This is a genomic window from Arthrobacter sp. 4R501, assembly GCF_002929755.1.
Taxonomy (GTDB): domain Bacteria; phylum Actinomycetota; class Actinomycetes; order Actinomycetales; family Micrococcaceae; genus Arthrobacter.
This window is the reverse complement of sequence record NZ_PJIW01000021.1, coordinates 1-24,063: the sequence shown is the minus strand read 5'-3', so window position 1 is coordinate 24,063 and position 24,063 is coordinate 1. Positions and strand designations below refer to the sequence as shown.

The window sequence follows — 24,063 nt, the reverse complement described above, 5'->3', positions numbered from 1 at the left end:
CGTCGTACTTACTGGAGTGTCAGCCCAGGCGGGCCTTCAGGCCGGCGAGCTCGGACTGCAGCGCCTCGGGCAGCGAGCTGCCGAAGTTGGCAAACCATTCCTCGATGGAAGCGAGTTCGGTGGCCCACTCGGCCGGGTCGACGCGGACTGCTTCTTCGACCTGTGCAGGCGTCATGTCCAGCCCCTTGAGGTCGATCGCATCGCCGGTGGGAACGAATCCGATGGGGGTCTCCACGGCGTCAGCCTTGCCTTCGAGGCGTTCGATGGCCCACTTGAGGACGCGGGCGTTGTCACCGAATCCGGGCCAGGCGAAGCCGCCCTCGGAGTTGCGGCGGAACCAGTTGACCAGGAAGATCTTGGGCAGGCGCTCCGGGTTGGCCTTGGCGGACAGGTTGACCCAGTGGTTCAGGTAATCGCCTGCGTCGTAGCCGATGAAGGGCAGCATGGCCATAGGATCGCGGCGGACCACGCCCACCTCACCGGCTGCAGCGGCAGTGGTCTCGGACGACAGGGTGGAGCCCATGAAGATGCCGTTGGACCAGCTGCGCGCCTCGGTGACCAGCGGAATCGTGGTCTTGCGGCGGCCGCCGAACAGGATCGCGGAAAGCTCCACGCCGTCCGGGTTGTTGTACTCCTCGGCCAGCATGTCGATCTGGTCGATCGGCGTGCAGAAGCGGGAGTTCGGGTGCGCTGCCGGCTTGTCCGAATCCGAGGTCCAGGAGTTGCCCTGCCAGTCGGTCAGGTGAGCGGGCACTTCCTCAGTCATGCCCTCCCACCACACGCCGCCGTCGTCGGTCAGTGCCACGTTGGTGAAGATGCTGTTGCCCTTGGCGATGGCGCGCATCGCGTTGGGGTTGGTGCCCCAGCCGGTGCCCGGAGCCACGCCGAAGAGGCCGGCCTCGGGGTTGACGGCGCGGAGCTCGCCTTCCTTGCCGAAACGCATCCAGGTGATGTCGTCACCCAGCGTCTCCACCTTCCAGCCTTCGATGGTGGGATCGAGCAGCGCGAGGTTGGTCTTGCCGCAGGCGGAGGGGAAGGCTGCCGAGACGTAGTAGGTCTTCTGCTCGGGCGAGGTCAGCTTCAGGATGAGCATGTGCTCGGCCAGCCAGCCTTCGTCGCGGGCCATGACGGAGGCGATGCGCAGGGCGTAGCACTTCTTACCCAGGAGCGCGTTTCCGCCGTAGCCGGAGCCGAAGGACCAGATGGAGCGCTCCTCGGGGAAGTGAACGATCCACTTGTCCGGGTTGCACGGCCACGGCACGTCAGCCTGGCCTACTTCGAGCGGCGCACCCAGGGAGTGCAGGGCCGGCACGAAGAATGCGTTGGTCTCGGTGATGCGGTCCAGCACGTCGGTGCCGATGCGGGCCATGATGCGCATCGAGGCAACAACGTAGGCGCTGTCGGTGATCTCCACGCCGAACTTGGGATCCTCAGCGTCCAGGTGTCCCATCACGAACGGGATGACGTACATGGTGCGTCCGCGCATGGAGCCGGCAAACAGCCCACGCAGCTTTTCCTTCATCGCAGCCGGGGCCATCCAGTTATTGGTGAAGCCGGCGTCGTGCTCCTTCTCGGAGCAGATGAAGGTCTGCTCTTCCACACGGGCTACGTCCGCGGGATCAGAGAATGCAGCGAAAGAGTTGGGGAAGAGTTCCTGGTTCAGACGGGTCAGCGTTCCCGCTGCGACGAGTTCATCGGTAAGACGCGTGTTTTCCTGTTCGGACCCGTCAACCCAGTGGATCCGGTCGGGCTGCGTGAGTCCAGCAACCTCTTCGACCCATGCCAGCAGGCCAGCATGCGTGGTGGGTGCTTTCTCAAGCAGCGGCAGTCGTGCGAGATCGCCCATTGCGGTTCCCTTCCTCGGGGTCATCGGTGTGGACTAAATGCTATTGGCCACCCAGGGGCGTCATGGGAGGCCAGCGGTGCACGTTCGTGATCGTTGGAGCCGAAAACCGCGCAAATTCAAGGAAAACCGCGCACAAACGGCTGTATTTAAGTGACGAAGGTCACCTAGACCGGTCTAGTTGGCTAGATTACATGCCTCTCGATTTGGTACTCCGGGCCACCCTCGCGTAAAGTAATTCGAGGTTCGGGGAGCAAGAAACTCCGCGAAACACAAAATGCGCCCATAGCTCAGCTGGATAGAGCGTCTGTCTACGGAACAGAAGGCCGGGGGTTCGAATCCCTCTGGGCGCACAGAGAAAGGCCCGTATCGGTTCGCTGGTACGGGTCTTTTGTCGTTAAGCGCCGTGTCCCTTTTCCTGCCACCGGCCTCGGCCCCAGGAACAGCCCGGCCACCCGCGCCTTGCCAGCGGAAATGCGTCACTTTTGGTGGCAAACCCGGCACCGACCCTGGATTCGTGCGGGCGAGCCCGCACGACGCGGTCAAAAGTTACGCAGTTCTGCAGTCACTGGAATGATGACGACGGCGCTCCCCGCCTCCCGCGAGGCGGGCGTAGGCTGGACGAATGACGCCTGAAACGCTGCAACGTGAATTCGATGTCATTGTGATCGGCGCTGGTGCCGTGGGGGAAAACGTCGCCGACCGGGTGGTCCAGGGCGGCCTGACGGCTGTCCTTATTGAAGCCGAACTAGTGGGCGGCGAATGCTCGTATTGGGCCTGCATTCCGTCCAAAGCCCTGCTCCGCCCCGGCACCGCCCTACACGGCGCACAGACGGTACCCGGCGCAGCGGAAGCCGTCACCCTGACACTGGATGCAGCGGCAGTCCTGAAGCGCCGGGACTACTTCACCGCAAACTGGCAGGACGACAGCCAGGTGAAGTGGCTGGAAGATGCAGGGATTGAGCTGATCCGTGGCCACGGCTGGATCACCGCGCCGCGCACCGTTGAAGTAGCCGGGCTGGACGGCAACACTTACGAGCTGAAGGCGCGTCACGCCGTCGTACTCGCCACCGGCTCCACGCCAACCACACCTCCCATCGAGGGCCTGGCGGACCTGCAGGTCTGGGGCACACGCGAAGCCACCTCGGCCAAGGAGGTACCGGAGCGCCTGGCCGTAATCGGCGGGGGCGTCGCGGGCAGCGAGCTGGCGCAGGCATTCGCACGCCTGGGCTCGGACGTGACGCTGGTGGCCAGGAGCGGCCTGCTGGGCACGTTCCCCGCAGAGGCCAGCAAACTTGTGGTCGCGGGGCTGCGCGCGGACGGCGTGGCGGTCCGCCTCAACACGTCCACCGAAAGTGTCCGGGAAAACGACGACGGCACGTTCACCCTGACACTTCAGGATCAGACGCCGGCCGTCCGCACCACCGTCATTGCGGACAAGGTCCTCGTTTCAACAGGCCGGCATCCCGCCCTCGAAGGTCTCGGGCTGGAAAGCCTGGGTTTCGAGGCGCAAGACGGGCAGCCGCTGAAACTTACCACCGACTCCACTGGACTAGTCCAGGGCCTCCCGGGCACTCCGGGCACCCCGGATGAGAAGGGCGAGGAAGGTGAGGATCCCTGGCTCTACGCTGTTGGCGACGCCGCAGGCAGAAATTTCTTCACGCACCAGGGCAAGTACGAGGCCCGGGCTACCGGCGACGCCATCGCGGCCCGCGCCAAGGGCGAGCTCAGCGGCGTCCCCGCGGCCTGGAGCCGCTACGCCCAGACCGCCAACCAGCATGCTGTCCCGAACGTGGTGTTCACGGATCCCGAACTGGCGGCCGTGGGGCGCTCGGTGGAGCAGGCAAAGCGGGACGGCTACAACGTGTCGTCCGTGGAGCTGCCAATCCAAGTGTCGGGTTCGTCCCTGCATTCGGAACATTACGAAGGCTGGGCGCAGCTGGTGGTGGACGAGGACCGGCGGGTCCTGCTCGGCGCCACTTTCGCGGGCCCGGACGTGGGCGAACTGCTGCACGCGGCCACCATCGCAGTGGTGGGCGAGGTCCCGCTGGAGCGGCTGTGGCATGCGGTGCCATCGTTTCCCACGGTCAGCGAGGTGTGGCTGCGGCTCCTGGAGAAGTACGGCTTGTAGGAGAGGCCGCAAGTGGCGCTGGTCTATTCCACCCGCGCCTACTCCAACCGCACTATTTGAACTGACCAGTCAGTTCAGTTAGACTGGAGGTGGACATACACTTTCGAAAGGCCATTTTGCTCTCCGTACAGCAGCTCCTTGTGAAGGGCCGGCGCGACGATTTGCTTCCGCCCACCTCTCTGCGCGTCGGCCGGGGTGAGCTCCTCCTCGTCACCGCCGAACGCCAGAACCAGCGGACAGCCCTTGCCCTGACCATCAGCGGGCGTATGAAACCCACTGGCGGCCGGATGTCCTGGGACGCCAACGAACGCACCAAATCCCTCCGCCTCGCGAGCGCCCTGGTGGATTCCCCCAACGTGAATGAGCCCGAGCAGCACCTCAGTGTCCGGGACCTTGTCACCGAGGACCTCGCCCTGATCCCCCGCCGCTACCGGGGCGCGCTGCTGAGCAAGCCCTGGCTCAAAGTCAACAGTTTCGAGGACATCGCGGACCTGTGGACGGAGCAGCTGGCGCCGGACCGGCGCACTGAACTGCTGACGGCACTGGCCCTCGCCAACCCGCACACCGACCTCCTGGTGGTGGACTCCCCCGACAGGCACGGTGCCCACGCTGCGGACTGGCTCCCGCGGCTTGAGGAGCTGGCGTACGACGCCGGCCGGCCGCTCGCCGTCGTCGTCACCGTTACTGCCCTCCCGGCAGGGTGGACGGGACCGGCCGCGGTGATCGGTAACGCCGTCCCTGACGTGGACGAAGCGTCCGATGCGCCGGCTCTCACAGACGAAGAAACCGAATCCCTCTTACTCGAAACCGAGGATGCCAAGTGACCGTGCTGCGGCTGGCCCGTTCCGAACTCAAGCGGATGACCGGTGGGTTGCTGCCGAAGCTGACCATCCTGGCCCTGATCATGGTGCCGCTCTTGTACGGGGCCGTGTACCTGTACGCCAACTGGAATCCCTACGAGAACCTGAACCAGATCGAGGCCGCTCTGGTGGTGGAAGACACCGGCGCCACGTCCAGCGACGGCACCGAGCTCCAGGCGGGCAAGAAGGTGGCGGACGGCCTGGTGGAGGGGAACGTCTTCAACTGGCAGGCGGTCCCCTCGGCGGCCGAGGCCGACGCAGGTGTCAGCAGCGGCAAGTACGCGTTTGCACTGAAAATCCCGGCAGAGTTCTCCACGAACCTGGTCTCACCCGGCAGCTTCGATTCGGCCAGCCAGGCGATGCTGAACGTCACCACCAACGATGCCAACAACTACCTGCTGAGCACCATCGTGGACAAGCTGACCACCGCGGTGCACACAACTGTGGCCAAGGAAGTGGGCGAAGAGACGGCGAACCAGCTGCTGACCGGCTTCGGCACCATCCACGCCCAGATGCTCAAGGCCGCCGACGGCGCCGGGCAGCTGGCGGGCGGCGTGGCCACCCTCCGCGACGGGACCGTCACCCTGCATACGGGCACCAGCGAGCTCAGCGCGGGAGCCGGCGAGCTCTACAACGGGCAGCTGAAACTGCGTGACGGGGCCAATCAGCTGACCGACGGCGCCGGGCAGCTCAGCGGCGGGCTCTCCGTCCTGAAAGACAGCACCGCCACGCTGCCCACCGACACCCGGACGCTGGCCAACGGCGCGGCCCAGGTTGCCGCGGGGAACGCCCAGCTGAACACCAAGGTCCAGGACGTCGTCACGCAGCTTGATGCCGCGGACCAGGGGCTCCGGACGCGCGTGATCGAATCGAATGCCCGCCTGGTCGCCTCCGAAGTCATCACCCAGGTGCAGGCAGACAAAATCCTGGCCGACTTCGATACCGTGGCCGCCTCCAGCCCCGTGGCCGCGGCGAAAACCCGGATCCAGACCGACGCCACCCAGATCCAGCAGCTCGCGGACGGCTCCGAAGCCGTGAGCGTCGGCGCAGCCCAGCTGGCCACGGCCACCCCCGCGCTGAAGGACGCCATTGTTCAGGCTTCCGGTGGCGCTGACCAGCTCCACACCGGGGCGGCCACGCTGGCCACCGGCGAGCAGACTGCGCTCGACGGCGCCGGACGCCTCGCGGAAGGGGCGCAAACGCTCGACGCCGGTGCGGGGCAGCTGGAAGCCGGGGCCGGCACCGCCGCTGACGGCTCACGGACGCTGACCGACGAAATTTCCAAGGGAGCCGGGCAGGTGCCCAACCCGGACGATTCGCAGAAGAGCAGCCTCTCAGAGGTGATCGCCGATCCTGTTGCGGTCAGCAATGTCTCCCAGGCAAAGGCGGACTCCTACGGCGCGGGGCTGGCACCGTTCTTCCTGACGCTGGCCTTGTGGATCGGCATCTTCATGCTGGTCCAGGCGATGCGGCCCATCACCCAGCGGGCCCTGGCGTCGAACGCCCCGGCCTGGAAAATCGCCGTCGGCGGCTGGCTTCCATTCCTGGCCGTTTCGGTGGTGCAGGCGAGCCTGCTGACCCTCGTGGTGAACCTGGCGTTGGGCCTCAACCCCGCGCATCCGGTACTGATGTGGCTGTTTATGCTGGCCGCGGCCATGGCCTTCAGCGCCATCATCCAGGGCATCGTCGCGCTGCTGGGGTCACCCGGCAAGCTGGTGGTGCTGATCCTGCTGGTGCTACAGCTGGTGTCCTCGGGTGGCACATTCCCCTGGCAGACCACCCCGCAGCCGCTCCATGTTGTCCACGAAATCCTGCCCATGGGCTACGTGGTCACGGGCATGCGGCACCTCATCTACGGCGCGGACCTGTCCGGGATCGTGCCCACTGTCCTGGGGCTGCTCGGCTACACGTTGCTGGGCGCGGCGATGTCCACGTTTGCGGTCCGGAAGCACAAGTACTGGACGCTCAAAACGCTCAAACCGGAGATCGCGGTATGAGCCCGCCCGCGCCGGGATCTGGGGTGCCCGATCCTGGGGTGCCTGAGCCTGGGGTGCACGATCCCGTTGGGCATGATCCCGCGATGCACGATCCAGCCATGCACGGTCCCGCCGAGAAAAAACTCCGCCCGGCCCGGACCAATGCCACCCGGCAGAAGCTCTTCGACGCGTCCATGGAGCTGATCGGCCAGCGTGGCGCAGCGGGTGTCACTGTGGACGAGATCGCCGCGGCGGCGGGCGTCTCCAAGGGCACTGTCTACTACAACTTCGGCAGCAAGTCGGACCTGATCGCGCAGCTGCTGCGGCACGGCGTGGACATCCTGAAGGCACGCCTGCTTAGCGAGGCCGGGCAGCCCGGTGCCGATCCACTGGTGGCCATGGAGGCAATGATCGGCCAGGCCATGGATTTCATGGACGATTACCCGTCCTTCGCCCGTTTGTGGGTGAGCGAAAACTGGCGGACTCCCAGCGAATGGCGGGACACGTTCGCGGTCCTCCGGTCTGAACTCCTGGCGGTCATCGGCGCGGCCATAGAGAACGTGGCTGCCGTCTACCCGGTGGACGAAACGGTCTTGCGGGGCAGCCTCGAAACGGCGATCTTTGGCGCCTGCTTTGTGGTGGGGCTTGACCGGCAGACGTACAACCCGGAACGCACCCGTGATCAAAGCGTTGCAGCAATCATGGCAATCATGCGCGGCTATGTCGTGAAGTAGCAGGGATGATTGGACACATGCGCCACATGGGTAACAGCGGGAAGTTCGCCGTGATCGCGGCCGTCGCCGCCGTGGGCATGCTGGTGCTCACCGCCATCACCCTGGAAGAGGCCGTGATGGTCACGTTCCTGGGCCTGGTTGCGCTGGCCTATGTTGCGGCCGTGGCGGAGGTCCTGGCCCGCGGGCGCCACTTTGTATTGGTGGCCACCGCTGTGGGATCCAGCCTCACCATTGCCTTCTCCCTTGCCTTCGTCAGCACCTGGGAGTTGGCCTTCGCCGAGCAGTCGTCGATCTTCGGCACGCCGCTCCCCACCGGGGATCCAGACAACTACTTCTACTGGGGTGGGGCCTCAGCGGTGGCCACGCTAGCGGTCCTGTTCCTTGGCGCAGTCTGGCCGGCGGGCAGGCGGTTGGGGACTGCCAAAGGGAGGCCCGCGCCAGCCAAGCGGCGGCCCGCTTCCGGCACTGGCCGCCCTGCTGCGCGGCGCCCGGCAACCGGAGCCACCGCGGCCCGGGGCGCGTCAACCGGGGGCGCGGCACCCCGGGGTGCCGCCACCGGTCAGCGTGCGTCGGGCTCCCGCGCACCCGCCCGGATGCCAGCCTCGGCAGCCAAGCGGCCGTCGTCGTCCGCCTCCCCGGTCCGCAAACCGGCACCCAAACCGGGCACCAAGACGGGCGCCAAACCGGCGCCGCGCCGCTGACCCAACCGCAGAACCTGCCGGCCTCGGCGGGTGAGCACGGCAGTCGCCACCCCGCCCAGGAGGAGCAACCCGCCAGCCAGTTCCGCCGGCGTGGGCACCTCCCCCAACGCCAGCCAGGCCGCGCTCATGCCCACCACGGGCACCAGCAGGGTAAAGGGCACCACGGCGGACGACGGATAGCTGGCCAGGAGCCGGTTCCAGATCCCATACCCCACCAGCGACGCGAAAATGGCCGTGTACAGCGCACTCAGGATCGTGGCCGGCTGGAGGTCTGCCAGCGTGCCGAACACCGCGTCCGGCCCGTCCACCAGCAACGACAGCCCGGCTAGGGGCAGGGGCACCACTGCGCCGGACCAGACCACCAGCCCCAGCCCGGAGGCGGCCTTGGCCTGACGCGCAATGACGTTCCCGGCCGCCCAGGACAGCGCGGCACCCAGGACGATGATGAGCGGGAGCACCGGCGCCACGGCACTGCGGCCGACGGCCACCACGGCCAGCCCCGCAACGCCAAGAACGACGCCGGCCAGTTGGCTCCGGCTGGGGCGCTCGCGCAGAAACCCGGCGGCCAGGAGGACAGTGAGCAGCACCTGCGCTTGGAGGACCAGGGAGGCGAGGCCTGCCGGCATGCCCAGCGCCATGGCCAGGTAGAGGAGGCCGAACTGGCCCGCGCTCATAAAGAGGCCGACGCCGATGATCGCCTTCCAGCTGACGTCGGGCTTCCTGATGAAGAAGATCCAGGGGAAGACCACCAGGAGGAACCGCATGGCCACAAACAGCAGCGGGGGAACCTCACGGCCGTTCGCATGCAGGCCGAAGTCGATGGCCACGAAGTTCAGGCCCCAGAGAACGGCGACCAAGGCAGCAAGGCAGGAGTGTCGGAGATTCACGGTCCCACTCTTGCAGAACGGCAGATGAAGCACCAGCGTTGAATTCTGCGTCGAATCATGTACGTTTGCTTCATGATTGAGATCGGTTCGCTGCGGGCACTGACGGCGATTGAACAACACGGTTCGGTCATAGCGGCGTCGGAGGTGATGGGCTTCAGTCCGTCGGCAGTCTCCCAGCAAATCAAGAAGCTGGAGAAACAGACCGGGTTCCCCGTCCTGGAACGCCGCGGCCGCGGCGTGCTGCTGACCGAGCGCGGGCTCACCCTGGCAGCGTACGGCCGGCGCATCCTGTCGGAGCTCGAGGAACTGGAATCCACCCTGTTGGCGGATCCGGCCAAACCTACCGGGCACCTCAAGGTTGTTGCCTTTTCCACGGCCTGCAGGGGCCTCGTGGGGCCGCTGCTGGGACGGCTGGCCTCATCCGGAGCGGACCTGGACCTCAGCGTACTGGCCGAGGACCCGCGGGAGGCCGTGGCGCGGGTGGCCAACGGGGAGGCGGACCTGGGTGTGGTCCACAACTGGAACTCCGTCCCGCTGGTCATACCGGAGCACATGAACCTCGAGTGGTTGTGCGAGGACGTAGCGGACGTCCTGGTGCACCGCGACCATCCCTTGGCAGGACGCGGCCAGGTGGAGCCGGCGGATCTGGTGGACGAGCGCTGGATCAGCACGCCGCACGGAGCCATCTGCAACGAGGCCCTACTGAGGATCTTCGCCGACCTTGGCCGGGTGCCGGACATCAGGGTCTACGATCCAGACTTCGCAACCCACATCGCACTGGTGGAGCAGGGAGCCGTTGTGGCGCTGGTCCCCCGCCTCGGCCGGCCCGCACTGCCTGCGGACGTCGTCGGCCTGCCCCTGGTCAACCCCACGCAGGTCAGGCAGGTGGGCATCGTGTACCGCCGCACCATGGCGGCCAGCCCGGGCATACAGCACGTCGCCGGACTGCTGCGGGAGGTCGCCGGGTCCCGCGGCGTCAGTGAGTCCCGCGGCGTCAGTGAGTCCCATGGGGTCAGTGAGTCCCATGGGGTCAGTGGATCCCGTGGCGTTAGTGGGCTCGCGGGACCTTGAACTTGGTCAGCCGGGCGTCCTGCCCATCCAGTTCGGCCCAGGATTTCTCCGTTTCCAGCACCGTGAGGGCGCTGGTGGGGTAGCGGGTGGCGGCGTCCATGTAGGCGTCGTGGTTTGAGTCGCGGGAGGCCAGGTGCATGGCGAGATCCTGGACGCCAGGCATGTGCGAGATGAGCATCAGCGTGGTGACGGTGTCAGGCACGTGGTTGACCACGGCGAGCATCCGCAGCGCAGAGGCGGCGTAGAGGCCGTCCTCAAGTTTCGGCGTCGGGGCCTTATCCCCCAGTTCAGAGCACACCCAGGTGCACGTCTGGCGGGTGCGCAGCGCACTGGAACACAGGATGAAGTCCGGCAGGATACCGTGTTTGACCAGCCACTTGCCGGCCAGGGGCGCCTCGCGGTGTCCCCGTTCCTCCAGCGGCCGCTCATGATCCGCCACACCGCCGGGCCAGTCGGACTTGGCGTGCCGCATGATCACCAGGCGTTTGATGTGGTGGTCGCTCATCCCCCAAGCCTAACGCCCACACAGGTAAGCCGCGCCGCCGTCGAACATTAGCCGTGGAGGCCAACACTCGCTGGTCCCGAACGCACAAGAGCGGCATTTCGCGTAGTGCCGCATCGCCGACTGAGGAACGAAGGAGGTGTCTAAGGCACGGCGAAATGCCGCTCTTGTGCGTCGCTGAAGGACTAGATCGAGTATTCCGGAGCGGCCCAGACAATAACTTCGGGGTGCTCGTAGAAGCGGTAGCCCTGGCCGCGGACGGTACGGACGGTGTTGGCGAGGCGGCCCAGCTTGGAGCGGAGACGGCGGATGTGGACGTCGATGGTGCGCTCGTTGGGGACTTCCTCGGCGTTGCGCCACAGGCCCTCAAGCAGTTCATCGCGGCCAACCGTGCGGGTGCCGTTTTCCACCAGGTAGTTCAGGAGTTCGAATTCCTTGAAGGTCAGGTTCAGGGATTCCCCGTCAAGGTGGACTTCGCGGCGGGCGAGGTCGATCAGAACGCCGGACGGGCGCGGGTCCTGGGGCTGCTGCAGCCGGGCAGTCTCGGTGCGCTTCTGCGCGTTCACGGTGGGGTCACCAAAGGTGGAACGGACGACGTCGAGCGCGGAACCGGGGGTGCCGGCCGGCGCCACGGCCACGGCCGCGTAGCTTTCAGCACCGTTCACGAGTGACTGTGCGTAAGCGCGGATTTCCTGGGCAAGCTTGGCAATGGAGGTTCCGGCAGCCGCTGCGGTCTCCTCGTCGATGCCCATGTAGAGGACAAATCCGCGGGCCACGGTGTCATTGGCGACTGGGCGTACACTGTTGGGTCCCGCGATCACCGGAGTGGGCGCGGTGAGCGGCGCGGCTTCGGCAGGCTGGACGGCGCGGAGCTGGCCGTAGGAACTGGGGTTGTAGCCCTGGGGTGCGTAGCCGGGGGCAGGAAAGCTGGCCCCGGGGGCGGCCGGAGCGAACGCCGGTCGGGCACCGAACCCCTGGCGGAGGCCGGAAGCCTGGCCGGCCTTGCCTGCGTTACGGACGGAGATGTGGACGTATCCGGATGCAACTGACATGAATGCTTACCTCAATGTGAATGGCCGTCATCGCGGCTCGAATGCTGATTGTCCCCGCAATGAAATCTGGGGATGGCGCCCTACGCTGGGCTGGGGGCGAATGCCTAAGAACTTCGTGGGGTCTGAAGATCAGGCGTGCATTCGACAACAGCGCATGTCGGCAGCAGCGGATGTGCTGGGCCAATATTCTGCGGCTGCAGGTGCTGTTGAGTTCTTGTTCACAATTCAAAGTGTGCAACGTAACAATGAAAACTTGCAAGTAACAATGGGTGCAACGTTCCGCATACTGAGACAAAATGCGGATTTGTGTTACAGATCACCATTCTGATTTGGCGGCAGATTAGGAGTTGTTGTCCGCCGTAGGTCCGCAAATAGCCCTCTCCGGCGAACAATGTTCGCCCTTTCTCCATATCAAGACCTTGAAATTCACCGGCCACTGACTTGCCGAGATTCCCTGCTGGGTTTTGCCGCCTGTCCAGCGGAGAAGGCGGCCGCCGGCGGATGGTCGGCGTCCCGCCCGGCCACCCAGATCGCCCATCCAGCTCGCTAGGCTGGGATTCACAGCGTGCGCACAGGAACCCCATAGCGCGGGCTCACCGAATGATCGGAGAGTTGTCCCATGGCCACTTCGCACTCCATGACCAACAACCTTCCGCAACTGACCCACCCGGACGGCTCCCCCATCCGCGCCCTGGTGGTTGACGACGAACCCAGCCTTTCCGAACTCATGAGCATGGGGCTGCGCATGGCCGGCTGGTCCGTTGCTGTGGCTTCGGATGGCCCGGAGGCCGTCAAGCTTGCCAAGGAGTTCCGCCCGGACGTACTGGTGCTGGACGTGATGCTGCCAGGATTCGACGGCGTTGAGCTGCTGGGCAGGATCCGCGCCTTCGCGCCCGAGGTACCTGCGCTTTTCCTGACTGCCAAGGACGCCGTCCAGGACAGGATCGTGGGCCTGGCGGCCGGCGGGGACGACTACGTGACCAAGCCGTTCAGCATGGAAGAGGTCCTGCTGCGGCTGCACCGCCTGGTCCAGCGCTCCGGCGTTGCCGCGATGGACACTGCCGAACTTGTGGTGGGCGATCTTGTCCTCAACATCGACACCCGCGAAGTGACCCGAGCGGGCGACAACCTCCAGCTCACCGCCACCCAGTTCGAGCTGCTCCGGTACCTCATGGAGAACCCCAAACGCGTGATCAGCAAAGCCCAGATCCTGGACCGCGTCTGGAACTATGACTTCGGCGGCCAGGCCAACATCGTGGAGCTCTACATCTCCTACCTGCGCAAAAAAGTGGAAGCAGTGCACCCGCCCATGATCCATACCGTGCGGGGCGCCGGCTACGTCATCAAACCGGCTGACTAGCAGCTCCATGTCCTCGCCGCGAGCAACCCCAGCACCAGCCCGGAGCTGGCTGAAACCGGACACCTGGCATCTGCGCACGCGCCTGATCCTGTTGGCCATGGCCCTGCTGGTGGCCATCTGCGGAGCCGTGGGGCTGTTCAGTTACGCCTCCATGGACTCGTTTCTCACCGGGCAACTGGATGAACAGCTGAGCCAGGCCGCCAAACGCTCGAACGATCCGGGCCGCCCGCCCCTGGGCGGATTCAACGGCAGGCCGGACCCGCTTGACTCCCGCGGGCAAAGTGTCGGAACGCTGAATGCACGGATCCTGGACGGCCAGATCCCCAGTGGCGGCTTCCTGGACTCGGACACCACACGCCTACCCCTCGACGCCGAAGACAAGCAGACCCTGCTGGCGCTGACGCAGAACGGCCTTCCCGTGAACCGCTCGCTGTCCAACGGGGATTACCGAATTGTGGCCGTGCAAACCGGCTACGGCGATGTCCTTGTCACGGGCCTTCCGCTCGCCGCCAAGGAGAGCACGCTGGCATCGCTGGTGTGGACCTTTGTTTTTGTCTCCCTGGGCGGGCTGGCACTGATCGGACTGGCAGGAACCGTGCTGATCCGGCGCACCATGAAGCCGCTGGAGCAGCTTTCCGAGGTGGCAACCCGGGTGGCTCGGCTCCGGCTGGACGCGGGCGAGGTGGCACTCGCGGTGCGCGTCCCGCCGTCGAACTCCAACCCCGGCACCGAGGTGGGCAGCGTGGGGCACGCCCTCAACCTCATGCTGGACAACGTCGCCAACGCGCTGGAAGCCAGGCAGAAGAGCGAGACCAAGGTGCGGCAGTTCGTTGCCGACGCTTCCCATGAGCTGCGCACCCCGCTGACCGCCATCCGCGGGTACACGGAGCTGATGCGCATGACCGAGAGCTTCACGCCCGACGGCCGGAAATCCCTGGCCCGGGTCCAAAGCCAGTCCGAACGCATGACCACCCTGGTGGAGGATCTGCTCCTGCTCGCCCGGCTCGATGAGGGCCAGCCCCTGAAGCTCAGCGAGGTTGACCTCACACAACTCGTGATCGAAACCGTCAGTGACGAGAAAGTCATCGCCCCGGACCACCACTGGCGCCTTGAACTGCCCGACGAGCCGCTCGCCGTCACCGGAGATGCATCCCAACTGCGTCAGGTGCTTGTCAACCTGCTCTCCAATGCCCGCAAGCACACGCCGCCGGGAACCACCGTGGTCACCGCTGTCAGGAAGTCTGCCAATGGCGGCGCAGCGGTGACGGTAACGGACGACGGCGGGGGCATCCCTGCGGAATTCGTGGACCACGTTTTCTCCCGGTTTGCCCGCGCAGACGCGGCGCGCAAGGGTACAGCGCCGGCCTCGGGCGCCGGGGCGTCCGAAGGCACCAGCGGCCTGGGCCTGGCCATTGTCCAGTCGATCATGGAGGCCCATGGCGGGAGCGTGGAAGTGACATCACGGGCCGGACGGACGGAGTTCGCATTGCTCTTCCCTGCCGGCGCGCTGGCGCGACCCACTGAGGCCCGAGCGCAGCAAGGCGACACACCATCGTCGTGATTCCCGTTACCAAAATGTGACTTAAGGTTCCAGCTCCTGTAGCGTCGATGAGGTGCGGTTCCCGTTGGGCCGCATATCCGGATGACGCCAAGCTCTGCCGCTTCCCGGATTCCGTTTTCAGAGGCAGAGGCGGGGGACCCACCGTCCCGGGCACGAAGTGCCCTTTGGGGTTAAGCCAACACGTGATTGCGCCGTGTGGCCGGATGCCCTCATCCGAACCCGACAGCTAACTCCGCAGGTGTGAGAGGCGATCCATCATGTCTGAATTCAAGGTACAAACGCGCCCGCAGGGCGACACAAAGTCCCACAGCCACCGCAAGCAGACGCGCTTCGGTGCAGCTATGTCCCCATTGTCCAAGGCGGCCCGGATTCCCTCCGTGGGCCAGCGCGTCGCGGTGTTCGCGACGGCGTGCGCCCTGCTGGTCGGCGTCAGCGCCGCGGCACACGCTTCCGAGTCTGCGTCGCTTGCGGCCAGCGCGGACCAGGCCGCCGAAGAAGCCAGCGCCCAGTCGAAGCTGAGCTTCGAGGCAGCCGAGATCCAGCCCCCGGCCTCCCCGGAAGCTGCGCCGGCCGAGATCAACGTGGCGCCCCAGGCCGCCGAACCGGCACCTGCCCCGGTCCCGGAGCCCGCTCCGGCTCCGGCCCCGGAACCTGCGCCCGCGCCTGTTGTGGCCGTCAACGACCCCGCAGGAGCGCAGGCCTACGCTGCCGGCCAACTGGCGACGTACGGCTGGTCCGCTGACCAGATGCAGTGCCTGCAGACGCTGTGGACCAAGGAATCCGAATGGACCACCACGGCCACCAACGCCAGCAGCGGCGCGTACGGCATCGTCCAGTCGTTGCCCGCTGAGAAGATGGCGAGCGCCGGCGCGGACTACGTCACCAACTACCGCACGCAGATCAACTGGGGCCTGAACTACATCCAGGAGCGCTACCAGTCACCGTGCGGGGCGCTGAACTTCCACCTGTCGCACAACTGGTACTAGCCGACTGAGCGGCGCCGGCGGCCGGCGTCGCTGACCTGCGCCGGCGGATTACGAAGGTGATCCGCCGGGTCAAAGCCGGAAAGAAATGAGCTGCCGTCCCGCGGCGTCCGTTTCCACGGAGGCGGTTACGGCGCGGTAATCCGCGATATGCAGCACGCCCGCCGGCAATTCGCCCGCATACGGACCCACGGCCACCGTCCGGATACCCGCACCAACGCCTGCCGCGATTCCGGCGGGCGCATCCTCGAACACCACGGCGTCATCCGGTTCCACGCCGAGCAGCCCGGCGGCCATCAGATAGCCTTCCGGGTGCGGCTTGCCCCGTGTGACCAGGTCCGCCGTCACGGCCGTGGCCAGCATGTCCAGCCCCGCAGCGTCCATGCGGATGTCCGCCAGGGTCCTGTCCGCTGAAGTCACCAGCGCCACTGCCTGGGCCGGGAGACTGCGAAGCAGTTCGGCAGCCCCCGGCAACGCGACGATACCGGCCGTCCGCACCCGTTCCATCGCGCCCAGTTCCTCGGTGAGGGCCGCGACGTCCGCTCCCGCCGGCGCGAAACGGCGTACGGTATCGGCAGCCTGGACGCCGTGCGAAGTGCGCAGGATTTCGGCGATGTCCAGGCCGTACCGGGCCGCGAATTCTCCCCAGACCTCCTCCACTACTGCCGTGGAGTCCACCAGCGTGCCGTCCATATCGAAAAGGACGGCCCGGCAGGTCAGTGTTCGTGCGGCGGCAGGTGCTCGTGTGGCGGCAGGTCTGGGGATGTCCATGCTGCCTATTTTGCCTTAGGCGTTACCGGCTTAGGCGTCGCGACCCCAGGCGCCGCCCTTAGGCGTCACGGCCCGGGATGTACTGCACCGCCCACTTGTTTCCGTCGGGATCCGCGAAGTAGACGAAGTGCCCCCAGTCCTGCACGTCAATGTCGCTGACGTCCACACCGTTACCCTTGAGGTGGGCGTGGGCAGCCTGGATGTCGCTGACCACCATCTGCAGGCTTGGGGCCGTACCCGGAGGGGCGTCATTGAGGCCCTCGCCAATACAAATGGAGCAGGCGGATCCCGGCGGGGTCAGCTGGACGAAGCGAATGCCATCCATGGGCCGCTCGTCGAAATCCGGGTTGAAGCCAACTTTGTTGACGTAGAAATCCTTGGCGCGGTCCACGTCGGATACGGGCACAAAGACGAGTTCAAGTTTCCAGTCCATGCGCCACAGGCTAACGGCGGCGGTGGGAAAGCGGAAGACCTGAAATCCGAAGCAGCCTCGAATCAGCCGGCGATGCCGTACAGGCGGTCGCCGGCGTCGCCGAGCCCGGGAACGATGTAGGACTTCTCGTCGAGCCGTTCATCAATGGAGGCCAGCACGATGGTCACGTTGGCCTCGGAAAGTTCCTCTTCGAGCTTGGCCAGGCCTTCCGGCGCGGCCAGGAGGCAAATGCACGTGACGTCGGAGGCGCCGCGCTTGAACAGGAACTTGATGGCTTCGCGCAGGGTTCCGCCGGTGGCAAGCATGGGATCCAGCACAAAGATCTGCCGGTCCGTCAGGTCCTCCGGGAGCCGCTCCGCGTAGGTGATGATGTCCAGGGTTTCTTCGTCGCGGGCCATGCCCAGGAAGCCCACCTCAGCGGTGGGGACCAGCTTGGTCATGCCCTCAAGCATGCCGAGCCCGGCGCGCAGGATGGGGACCACCAGGGGCGTGGGCTTGGTGAATGCGGTGCCTACTGTAGTGCTGACCGGCGTCTCGATGGTGACCGGCTGGGTGCGGACCTCGCGGGTGGCTTCGTAGGCCAGGAGGGTCACCAGCTCTTCCGTCAGCTGCCGGAAGACCGGTGACGGAGTGTTCTTGTCCCGCAGGACGGTGAGCTTATGGGCGACCAGCGGGTGGTCCACAACGAGAGTGCGCATGCGTCAAAACTATCACCCGCGCGGAGGGCCCCCGGCCGGGAATCAGCTCGACGGATCATCCCGCAGGGCGGGGTGTTCGAACGTGGGTGCCGGGCCCGCGTGCTCGCGTTTCCGCAGCACGTGGAACAGCCGGTGCGCAAGGATCACCATACCCACCCAGGCAAGGCCCAGGAACCATCCGGCCATCACATCCGTCAGCCAGTGGTGGCCCAGGAACACCCGGCTCAGGCCCATCGCGATGATGAAGATCACCCCGGCGGTAATGGAAGTGATGCGCGCCCACAGCATTTCGAACTGGAGGCACATGACGTACACCAGGACACCGATCACCACCGTCGTATTCAGCGTGTGGCCGCTGGGGAAGGACGGCGAAGTCTCGTACGGCGGGACAGCTTCGGCGTGGTCCGGGCGGGTGCGGCCCACGAGCCGCTTGCCCACCGTGGTGGCCAGCGTGGAGACAGCCGCGGCGCCGCCCACCAGGACGATGGGCCGCCAGGTCCGGCTCAGGAACGTGAGCCAGGCTGTCAGGATGCTGGCTAGGATGGGCATGCCGATGCCCCCGCCGATGTTGGTGAAAGCCGTCACCCCGGCATCCAGCGCGGGGTTCCGAAGGCCCTGGGACAGCTCCAGCGCGGGCAGGTCCAGGGCGGCCAGTCCCTCTTCATCCACCACGTTGTTGTAGACCTCGGCACCCAGGAGCGCCATGGTGACCACCAAGGCGCCGCCCACCAGCATGGTCAGCCACAGCGCGGCGTATGGTTTGAACCATTGGCCCAGACGGTCCCTGAACGTGTCCACTATGCCTCCCGGCGTCCATGCTTTGCAGGCTGGATATCCTTCGAAACTATCATTGAGCCATGGTCGCCGCAGAAAAGAACCACCTCGAATGGATGAGTCTTGCCCTTGACGAAGCCCGGCGCGCGCTGGCCACCGAGGACGTGCCGATCGGCGCCGTGGTGATTGGGCCCGACGGCGCCGTGCTGGGTTCCGGACGGAACCAGCGGGAAGAGCTGGGAGACCCCACTGCCCACGCAGAGATAGTGGCCATCCGTCAGGCGGCGGACCGGTTGCGTGCCTTGTCCAAACTCGACGGCGGCACCGGGGACGGCTGGCGGCTGGCCGACTGCACGCTCGTGGTGACTCTGGAGCCGTGCGCCATGTGCGCCGGCGCGGTGGTCCTGGCCAGGATTCCTCGCGTGGTCTTCGGTGCCTGGGATGAGAAAGCCGGAGCGGCGGGCTCGGTATTCGATATCCTCCGCGAGCGCCGGCTCAACCACTGGGTTGAGGTGTACGGCGGGGTCAGGGAAGAGGAGTGCGGAGCGGTCCTCAGGGACTTCTTCGCAGCGCACCGCAGCCGGCTGTAACGGGTCGCAGGCGGGCTGCAATTCGTCTCGGGCCTGCTGTAGCGCTCTCACCTGCCTGCACGACTCTCAGCCTGCGGCATCCAGGGCGTCGATCCTGTCCTGGCGCGAGGCCGGCGAGTCCAGGCTGAACGAGCGGAAGTCCCCCAGTTCGTCCCGGATCCAGGCCTCTACCTCGGCGATGCGCCGGGATACTGCGGGTGTGGCCCCGTCAAAGAGCCAATAGGCAATCCGTGATTTCCCGGGATCGTATTGCCACAGCCCGATGATCCGGCCGCGGTCGAAGACGGGATGGTCCGGCAGGTCAGCCTGCAAAGCCAGCGTGGAACCCAGGACCTGCTTTCCCTTGTCCTGCTCGGCAAACAGATCCCCTGAGTTCCTGCGGAGCAGCACCAACGAATCCGTGCCGGCCAGCAGCTGAATCTGTTCCTCCGCCGGCGCCTCGAACAACGCAAGCCGCCCGACGTCGTCGGGCATCATCCACAGCACCTCAGCGTTGGCGGTGGGAACCTCCACCGCCCCAGTGCCAGCCAACGCTGCCTTCGTGTGGGCCAGGGTGAACCCGGTGAACCATTGCGACTGCTTGACCGTGGCACCGCCAGTCCAGCCAAGATAGCGCTGCAGCAGGAGGCTGCGGGCGGCGTCGTCGTCCATGGCGGTGCGCGGCAGCCCCCACAGTGTGTAGGCGTAGCGCTGCTGATCCAGCCGGCCGTTGGCGGGCACGCGCCGGATCCGGCCGTCCGCCTGGAGGAGGCCCAAGGCCGTGGGCAACGTGGTGGCCGCGCCCTTCTTTTTGCCCTCCTCGCCGAGGTTCCGGACCGAATCGCCCAGGAGATCCTTGAGGTGTTTGGGGTCCAGCGGGCTGCCGGCCTCGGCCAGGGCGTGGAGGATCTCCTCCTCCAGCAGCGTGATCTCACCGCGCTCGACGCCCATTCTTGCCAGCACACGGAACGGCGCCACCGCGGCGTCCCGGCCGATCTGGAGGCCCCACGCAAAGTCATCCTGTCCCAGCACATAGGTGCAGCCGCGGGCGGTGGGCAGCTCATGGATTTTCAGCGACAGGACGTCGGCATCCGCCTGCGCGCGGCTAGTGCCGGCGCGGGCAAAGAGCGTGAGGTACGGGTTGGCGCCGCCGACGGAACGGGCCCAGCCCGCTCTGCTAAACACGTCGGCGGCGTCCGCGCCCTGGAGTGTGCCGTCGAGGCCCTGCTTATGCCAGGCCCATGCCCTGAGGATCTCTGGGGTGAGCACCTGCGGATCCGGGGCATCTTGGCTCAGGGCTTGTGGGATCAGGGCTTGTGGGGTCAGTACGGCGGCGGAGGTCGGGAGCGTGGTCATGGCTTATTGTCCACCGGCCGTACGCGCAGCGGTAGGCATCCCCGCGGCGGGGGTTTCTTCAGCAGGCGTTTTGGCAGGAGGCGTTTTGGCAGGCACGCCTAGGATTTCCTGGACGTTCCGGGCGGTGGAGTCCCAGCCGGGCAGCTGTTCCCGTGCCGCCACGGCAGCGGCGCGCCAGCCGGCTCGGAGGGTTTCGTCCACCAGCCACTGCCGGATCACGGCAGCGAGCACGTCCGCGTGGTGGTCTTCAGGTCCGTTGCCACGAGGTGCGTCGCCTTCGGGTCCGGCGAGTCCGACGGCGGCACCTGGCACCGCATATGTCCCGCCATCACGTTCACCACCACGCTCGCCGTCCGGTTTTTCCGCGAGCCTGCCAACTCGTTGCGCGAGCCTGCCGGCGAGTCTTCCGGCGAGGCCCAAGGCGTCCACGGCGCCGGTCCCCTCCCGCACGATGACGGGAATCCCGTGGGCCAGCGATTCCGTCACCACAAGCCCAAAGGCTTCGGCCCGGGACACAAGAAGGCTCAGGTCTGTCCGGCTCCACTCGTCCGCCAGTGCGGTCCCGGCGAGCTGGCCGGTCACGCGCACCCTGTCCTCCATTCCAAGGGAGGCAATGGCTGCCCGGACCTGTGCCGCATAGGCGGGATCGGCGTCGTCCGTTCCCACCAGGGACGCTGTCCAGGCGAGGTCCTGGAGCCTGGCCAGCGCGGCCACGGTCAGCAACTGGTCCTTGTTAGGCAGCAGCGCGGCCACCGCAATGATGTGGGGCGGGGCCGAACCCGACGCCACCGGTGCCGCGTCCGTCCCGGGCAAGACAACCCGGCTGGCGCGGAGCCCGTGCTTTTCTGCGGCCGAGGCCGCTGCGGACGAACTGGTGCAGATCACTCCGGCGGCCGCCCGCAGTGCACGCCCCTCGCCGTCGGAGTGGCTGGGCGACGGCATGTGCTGCAGGACCCACGCGTGTTGTCCGGCGGCCGCGGCGTACTCCAGTTCGCCAGGCGCTCCGCACGCAATCAGCCCGTCCACGAGGGTGACCGTTTCCGGGGTGACGTCCGCCTGCGGTGAGTCCGGCCTTGGGTCCCAGGCGCCCAGCAGGCCGCCCAGCCGCCGTCGGTCCCTAGCGCTGGCGTCAGGCCACGAACCTTCCACCGCCAGTATCTCCACGGCAACCCCCAACGATCTCAGGCCTTGGGTGAGCCGCGCGTTGTAGACGTTGCCGCCGGAGTTGTGGCGGATGTTGGCGGGGACCAGGAACCTGACCAGCATGGGATCAGGCGGACAGGTCGAGGGTGTAGGTGGCCCACGCGTCCGGATTTTCGCGCAGGGTGACGTCGATCCCCGCGAGCTCGCGGCCGTCGTCGTCATCGGTGAGCTTGGCTGCGACGGCGTGGGCGATATATTCCGCGAGCGCCTCGGTGGTGCTGAGCTTGCCTTCGAAGTCCGGGTGTTCGTCCAGGTTCTTGTAGTTGAGGCCGGACAGCACATCCTCGATGATGCCGCCGGCGGCTCCGATGTCCAGGACGATCGAGTCCGGGTTCAGCGCACGACGGCGGAACGTCACCTCCGCCACGAACGTCGCCCCGTGGAGGGCCTGGGCCGGGCCAAAGGCCTCCCGCCGGAGGCTGTGGGCGATCATAAAGTGGCGTCGGACGGTCAGGCTGAACACTGGCTACTTCCTGTCTTTGGGGTTGGCGTCCGCGGGGCTGTCTGCGTTGGGGTATTCGATCACATGGCACAGGGCTTCGAGCGTGCCGTCGGCTAGGTTCTGCACCACGGCCGGCAGGTCCGTGAACGGGGAGGCACCCGTGAGGAAGGCATCGAAGACCGGGTCCTTGAGGAGCTCAACAGCCAATTCCAGGCGCTCGGCCTTGGTCCGGCGGTGCCGCCGTGCCCGGGCAACCACGCCCACCTGGCTGGCCCGGATGGAGAGCCTGCGTGCGTGAAAATCTTCACCCAGCGGCAGCGTGACCTTGCGGTTGGCGTACCAGGACATCTCGATGATCTCCCCCTCATTGCCGGCCAGCTGCAGGCTGCGTTCGAGGCCTTCCTGGGAAGCGGAGCAGTGGAACACGATGTCACAGTCGGGTTTGGCATCATCCGGGCGGGTGAACTCCACGCCGAGCCTGTCCGCCAACTGTTTGCGTTCCGGGTCCACGTCCACGAGTTGCAGGCGGGCCAGCGGGAAAGTCCGCAGCAGTGTCGCCACCATGCCACCCACCAGACCCGCGCCGACGACGGCGATCCGGTCCCCCAGCCTCGGTCCGGCTTCCCAAAGGGCGTTGACGGCGGTTTCCACGGTGCCGGTGAGGACAGCGCGGCGGGAGGGGACGCCGTCGGGAATCCTGGTGAGGGCGTCGGTGGAAATGACATAGCGGTCCTGGTGTGGATTGAGGCAGAAGACTTTCTGGCCCGCCCAGCCTTCGGGCCCCTCCTCCACAACGCCCACTGAGAGATATCCGAACTTCACGGGCGACGGGAAGGTACCCTCCTGGTGCGGGGCGCGCATTTCCGAAGCCACGCGGGGCGGGACGGAGCCTTTGTGCACCACAATTTCCGTGCCCTTGCTGATGCCTGAATACAGCGTGCGGACCAAGGCTTCGCCGGGCCCGGGAGCGGGCAGGGCCTCGTTGCGGAGCTCGCCGTGTTCCGGGCCCGTGGTCCAGTATGCGGTCGCCTGCGCTTCTTTGCGTGACTTGGTCATCTTGCTCATGAATCTAGTCCGCCGGGGCTCTCCGCGACACCCACCCGGCGCGAACGAACACTTGCGGCCCTTGAAATCCGTGCCCTAACTGTCCGTTCGCGCCGTTGATGAGAGGAGAGCCTGATGGCAGAGAAGCCCAGTTCTGCCCGTCTTGGCCCTGCCAGTGCCCTAACCCTGCCCACGTTGGCCCTGCCGTCACTTGGCGCTGGCGTCGCTTGGCGCTGGCGGCCGGACAGTGCTGTGAGCAGTGAAGTCCCAGCTCGGGTAGGGGTCTTCGGGCACGGGCCCGTCCGGCAGAGCGTCGTCTGGGACGATGTCGTCCGATGGCAGCCCACAGTCGGGCAGTTCATTGCTGGGTAGATGAAGGCCGGACGGTTGAGGCTCCGAAACAGGATCATTCGGCCAGAGTTTTGGCCAGTGGGGTGGTTCCCAGTCGGGGTGTTCGCTTTTGTAGTGGCGTCCGGTGGGTGATATCCAGCCGGGTGGTTCATTCTTGGTGGCGGTGGTGGGTTTCCAACCGGTGATGTGTCTGAGTCTGTGGTGCTTGCGACATGGTTGGCCGAGATTGCGGATCCCGGTACGGCCGCCGTGGGCCCAGGCGAGGAGGTGGTCTGCTTCGTTGTCCAGGGAGTGGTTGCTGCAGCCGGGGAACGGGCATCTCCCGTCGCGTAGTCGTAGCCATTGGCGTTGGGCTTTGGTCACGCGGTAGCTGGTCCGCCCGATCTCGAGCGGTGCGCCGTCGCGGGGATCGATCAGGACGCGGTGGAAGGACTCGGCGCCGTCGGCGATGAGCTGGCGGGCCATGGACGGCGGGATCGGGCCGTACCCATCCAACATGGCCGGTTCGTCGGTGAGGCCCAGCAGCGAGAACACCGGGACGGTAACGAGGACCTGTGCCCGCGGTGACGGAATACCGCCGCCCACTGCCATGCCCGGTTCGCCGCTGCCGCCGGTCACGTTCGTCATAACGCCGGTTCCGGCGCCGGCGATGTTGTTGCCGAGGAGCCAGGTGGCGACGGTGTAAGCGCGGAGCTGGCTGAGGTTCCGGTCCTCATGAGGCCCCTGCAACGCCCTGGCCGCAGAGGTGGTCCGGTTCCAGA

General features: G+C 66.4%; 23 protein-coding genes, 1 tRNA gene and 1 riboswitch. Of the genes, 11 read left to right on the top strand and 13 right to left on the bottom strand.

What is annotated here, in order from left to right:
* Positions 1–19: 19 nt before the first annotated feature.
* Complete coding sequence (locus CXR02_RS18410; RefSeq protein WP_104063300.1) at positions 20–1,846, bottom strand: phosphoenolpyruvate carboxykinase (GTP); 1,827 nt, start codon at positions 1,844–1,846, stop codon at positions 20–22.
* A gap of 276 nt (positions 1,847–2,122) precedes the next feature.
* Between CXR02_RS18410 and CXR02_RS18405 the strand changes: the two genes are divergently transcribed.
* The 5 genes from CXR02_RS18405 to CXR02_RS18385 all read left to right on the top strand — a co-directional run bounded on the left by CXR02_RS18405 (position 2,123) and on the right by CXR02_RS18385 (position 7,544).
* A tRNA-Arg gene (locus tag CXR02_RS18405) sits at positions 2,123–2,196 on the top strand.
* Between the two features lie 272 nt (positions 2,197–2,468).
* The gene (locus CXR02_RS18400) at positions 2,469–3,974 is read left to right on the top strand and encodes an NAD(P)/FAD-dependent oxidoreductase (protein ID WP_104063299.1); all 1,506 of its coding nucleotides are present in this window, start codon (positions 2,469–2,471) and stop codon (positions 3,972–3,974) included.
* Between the two features lie 116 nt (positions 3,975–4,090).
* On the top strand, positions 4,091–4,798 hold the full coding sequence (locus CXR02_RS18395; protein ID WP_104063298.1) for an ABC transporter ATP-binding protein: 708 nt from the start codon (positions 4,091–4,093) through the stop codon (positions 4,796–4,798).
* On the top strand, positions 4,795–6,831 hold the full coding sequence (locus CXR02_RS18390; protein WP_104063297.1) for a YhgE/Pip family protein: 2,037 nt from the start codon (positions 4,795–4,797) through the stop codon (positions 6,829–6,831). Before CXR02_RS18395 ends, CXR02_RS18390 begins: the two co-directional genes overlap by 4 nt.
* Positions 6,832–6,914: 83 nt before the next feature.
* Positions 6,915–7,544, top strand: a complete 630-nt coding sequence (locus tag CXR02_RS18385; RefSeq protein WP_258061112.1) for a TetR/AcrR family transcriptional regulator — start codon at positions 6,915–6,917, stop codon at positions 7,542–7,544.
* A 559-nt stretch (positions 7,545–8,103) separates the two neighbouring features.
* On the opposite strand, the gene CXR02_RS18375 is transcribed toward CXR02_RS18385, so the two are convergent.
* Positions 8,104–9,132 (bottom strand): EamA family transporter, encoded by a 1,029-nt coding sequence (locus CXR02_RS18375; protein ID WP_104063345.1) that lies wholly within the window; start codon positions 9,130–9,132, stop codon positions 8,104–8,106.
* A 72-nt stretch (positions 9,133–9,204) separates the two neighbouring features.
* On the opposite strand from CXR02_RS18375, the gene CXR02_RS18370 reads away from it, so the two are divergent.
* Positions 9,205–10,203 (top strand): LysR family transcriptional regulator, encoded by a 999-nt coding sequence (locus CXR02_RS18370; protein WP_104063346.1) that lies wholly within the window; start codon positions 9,205–9,207, stop codon positions 10,201–10,203.
* On the opposite strand, the gene CXR02_RS18365 is transcribed toward CXR02_RS18370, so the two are convergent.
* Positions 10,181–10,708: a histidine phosphatase family protein gene (locus CXR02_RS18365; RefSeq protein WP_056342603.1), complete on the bottom strand. Its 528-nt coding sequence runs from the start codon at positions 10,706–10,708 to the stop codon at positions 10,181–10,183. The genes CXR02_RS18370 and CXR02_RS18365 overlap by 23 nt on opposite strands.
* A gap of 182 nt (positions 10,709–10,890) precedes the next feature.
* On the bottom strand, positions 10,891–11,757 hold the full coding sequence (locus CXR02_RS18360) for a winged helix-turn-helix domain-containing protein (protein ID WP_104063296.1): 867 nt from the start codon (positions 11,755–11,757) through the stop codon (positions 10,891–10,893).
* Here CXR02_RS18360 and CXR02_RS22185 point away from each other — a divergent pair.
* From CXR02_RS22185 to CXR02_RS18345, 4 genes are all read left to right on the top strand, one after another.
* On the top strand, positions 11,756–12,085 hold the full coding sequence (locus CXR02_RS22185; RefSeq protein WP_146072565.1) for a hypothetical protein: 330 nt from the start codon (positions 11,756–11,758) through the stop codon (positions 12,083–12,085). The two genes, CXR02_RS18360 and CXR02_RS22185, sit on opposite strands and share 2 nt — an antisense overlap.
* A 291-nt stretch (positions 12,086–12,376) precedes the next feature.
* Positions 12,377–13,117: a response regulator transcription factor gene (locus CXR02_RS18355; RefSeq protein WP_104063295.1), complete on the top strand. Its 741-nt coding sequence runs from the start codon at positions 12,377–12,379 to the stop codon at positions 13,115–13,117.
* Positions 13,118–13,124: 7 nt separating this feature from the next.
* Positions 13,125–14,678: a cell wall metabolism sensor histidine kinase WalK gene (locus CXR02_RS18350; protein WP_104063294.1), complete on the top strand. Its 1,554-nt coding sequence runs from the start codon at positions 13,125–13,127 to the stop codon at positions 14,676–14,678.
* A 75-nt stretch (positions 14,679–14,753) separates the two neighbouring features.
* A riboswitch (cyclic di-AMP (ydaO/yuaA leader) is annotated at positions 14,754–14,930 on the top strand.
* Positions 14,931–14,935: 5 nt separating this feature from the next.
* Positions 14,936–15,664: a hypothetical protein gene (locus CXR02_RS18345; RefSeq protein WP_104063293.1), complete on the top strand. Its 729-nt coding sequence runs from the start codon at positions 14,936–14,938 to the stop codon at positions 15,662–15,664.
* A 69-nt stretch (positions 15,665–15,733) separates the two neighbouring features.
* Here the strand turns inward: CXR02_RS18345 and CXR02_RS18340 are convergent, their stop codons facing one another.
* The 4 genes from CXR02_RS18340 to CXR02_RS18325 form a co-directional block, all read right to left on the bottom strand.
* Positions 15,734–16,432, bottom strand: a complete 699-nt coding sequence (locus CXR02_RS18340; RefSeq protein ID WP_104063292.1) for an HAD-IA family hydrolase — start codon at positions 16,430–16,432, stop codon at positions 15,734–15,736.
* A gap of 58 nt (positions 16,433–16,490) precedes the next feature.
* Entirely contained in the window at positions 16,491–16,865 is a 375-nt protein-coding gene (locus CXR02_RS18335; protein ID WP_104063291.1) for a VOC family protein, read from the bottom strand.
* Between the two features lie 62 nt (positions 16,866–16,927).
* Positions 16,928–17,563, bottom strand: a complete 636-nt coding sequence (upp, locus tag CXR02_RS18330) for a uracil phosphoribosyltransferase (protein WP_104063290.1) — start codon at positions 17,561–17,563, stop codon at positions 16,928–16,930.
* A gap of 42 nt (positions 17,564–17,605) precedes the next feature.
* Entirely contained in the window at positions 17,606–18,340 is a 735-nt protein-coding gene (locus CXR02_RS18325; protein WP_104063344.1) for a phosphatase PAP2 family protein, read from the bottom strand.
* Between the two features lie 80 nt (positions 18,341–18,420).
* Here CXR02_RS18325 and tadA point away from each other — a divergent pair, with 80 nt between their 5' ends.
* The gene (gene tadA, locus CXR02_RS18320; RefSeq protein WP_104063289.1) at positions 18,421–18,927 is read left to right on the top strand and encodes a tRNA adenosine(34) deaminase TadA; all 507 of its coding nucleotides are present in this window, start codon (positions 18,421–18,423) and stop codon (positions 18,925–18,927) included.
* 66 nt (positions 18,928–18,993) lie between these two features.
* On the opposite strand, the gene CXR02_RS18315 is transcribed toward tadA, so the two are convergent.
* From CXR02_RS18315 to CXR02_RS18295, 5 genes are all read right to left on the bottom strand, one after another.
* On the bottom strand, positions 18,994–20,262 hold the full coding sequence (locus tag CXR02_RS18315; RefSeq protein WP_104063288.1) for a crosslink repair DNA glycosylase YcaQ family protein: 1,269 nt from the start codon (positions 20,260–20,262) through the stop codon (positions 18,994–18,996).
* 3 nt (positions 20,263–20,265) lie between these two features.
* Positions 20,266–21,528 (bottom strand): glycosyltransferase, encoded by a 1,263-nt coding sequence (locus tag CXR02_RS18310; RefSeq protein WP_104063287.1) that lies wholly within the window; start codon positions 21,526–21,528, stop codon positions 20,266–20,268.
* Between the two features lie 4 nt (positions 21,529–21,532).
* The gene (locus CXR02_RS18305; RefSeq protein WP_104063286.1) at positions 21,533–21,928 is read right to left on the bottom strand and encodes a 6-carboxytetrahydropterin synthase; all 396 of its coding nucleotides are present in this window, start codon (positions 21,926–21,928) and stop codon (positions 21,533–21,535) included.
* 3 nt (positions 21,929–21,931) lie between these two features.
* Positions 21,932–22,963 carry a zinc-binding alcohol dehydrogenase gene (locus CXR02_RS18300; RefSeq protein ID WP_104063343.1) on the bottom strand — a complete coding sequence of 344 codons (1,032 nt, stop codon included), beginning with the start codon at positions 22,961–22,963 and terminating at the stop codon, positions 21,932–21,934.
* 195 nt (positions 22,964–23,158) lie between these two features.
* Positions 23,159–24,063, bottom strand: a 905-nt coding sequence (locus CXR02_RS18295) for an HNH endonuclease signature motif containing protein (RefSeq protein ID WP_146072564.1), incomplete at its 5' end; no start/stop codon positions are given.

Coding starts and splice junctions, on each gene's coding strand:
- tadA (WP_104063289.1), top strand. CDS start 18,421: ATGGTCGCCGCAGAAAAGAACCACCTCGAATGGATGAGTCTTGCCCTT.
- CXR02_RS18350 (WP_104063294.1), top strand. CDS start 13,125: ATGTCCTCGCCGCGAGCAACCCCAGCACCAGCCCGGAGCTGGCTGAAA.
- CXR02_RS18410 (WP_104063300.1), bottom strand. CDS start 1,846: ATGGGCGATCTCGCACGACTGCCGCTGCTTGAGAAAGCACCCACCACG.
- CXR02_RS18345 (WP_104063293.1), top strand. CDS start 14,936: ATGTCTGAATTCAAGGTACAAACGCGCCCGCAGGGCGACACAAAGTCC.
- CXR02_RS18365 (WP_056342603.1), bottom strand. CDS start 10,708: ATGAGCGACCACCACATCAAACGCCTGGTGATCATGCGGCACGCCAAG.
- CXR02_RS18400 (WP_104063299.1), top strand. CDS start 2,469: ATGACGCCTGAAACGCTGCAACGTGAATTCGATGTCATTGTGATCGGC.
- CXR02_RS22185 (WP_146072565.1), top strand. CDS start 11,756: ATGAATGCTTACCTCAATGTGAATGGCCGTCATCGCGGCTCGAATGCT.
- CXR02_RS18340 (WP_104063292.1), bottom strand. CDS start 16,432: ATGGACATCCCCAGACCTGCCGCCACACGAGCACCTGCCGCCGCACGA.
- CXR02_RS18335 (WP_104063291.1), bottom strand. CDS start 16,865: ATGGACTGGAAACTTGAACTCGTCTTTGTGCCCGTATCCGACGTGGAC.
- CXR02_RS18300 (WP_104063343.1), bottom strand. CDS start 22,963: ATGACCAAGTCACGCAAAGAAGCGCAGGCGACCGCATACTGGACCACG.
- upp (WP_104063290.1), bottom strand. CDS start 17,563: ATGCGCACTCTCGTTGTGGACCACCCGCTGGTCGCCCATAAGCTCACC.
- CXR02_RS18385 (WP_258061112.1), top strand. CDS start 6,915: ATGCACGATCCAGCCATGCACGGTCCCGCCGAGAAAAAACTCCGCCCG.
- CXR02_RS18370 (WP_104063346.1), top strand. CDS start 9,205: ATGATTGAGATCGGTTCGCTGCGGGCACTGACGGCGATTGAACAACAC.
- CXR02_RS18315 (WP_104063288.1), bottom strand. CDS start 20,262: ATGACCACGCTCCCGACCTCCGCCGCCGTACTGACCCCACAAGCCCTG.
- CXR02_RS18360 (WP_104063296.1), bottom strand. CDS start 11,757: ATGTCAGTTGCATCCGGATACGTCCACATCTCCGTCCGTAACGCAGGC.
- CXR02_RS18310 (WP_104063287.1), bottom strand. CDS start 21,528: ATGCTGGTCAGGTTCCTGGTCCCCGCCAACATCCGCCACAACTCCGGC.
- CXR02_RS18355 (WP_104063295.1), top strand. CDS start 12,377: ATGGCCACTTCGCACTCCATGACCAACAACCTTCCGCAACTGACCCAC.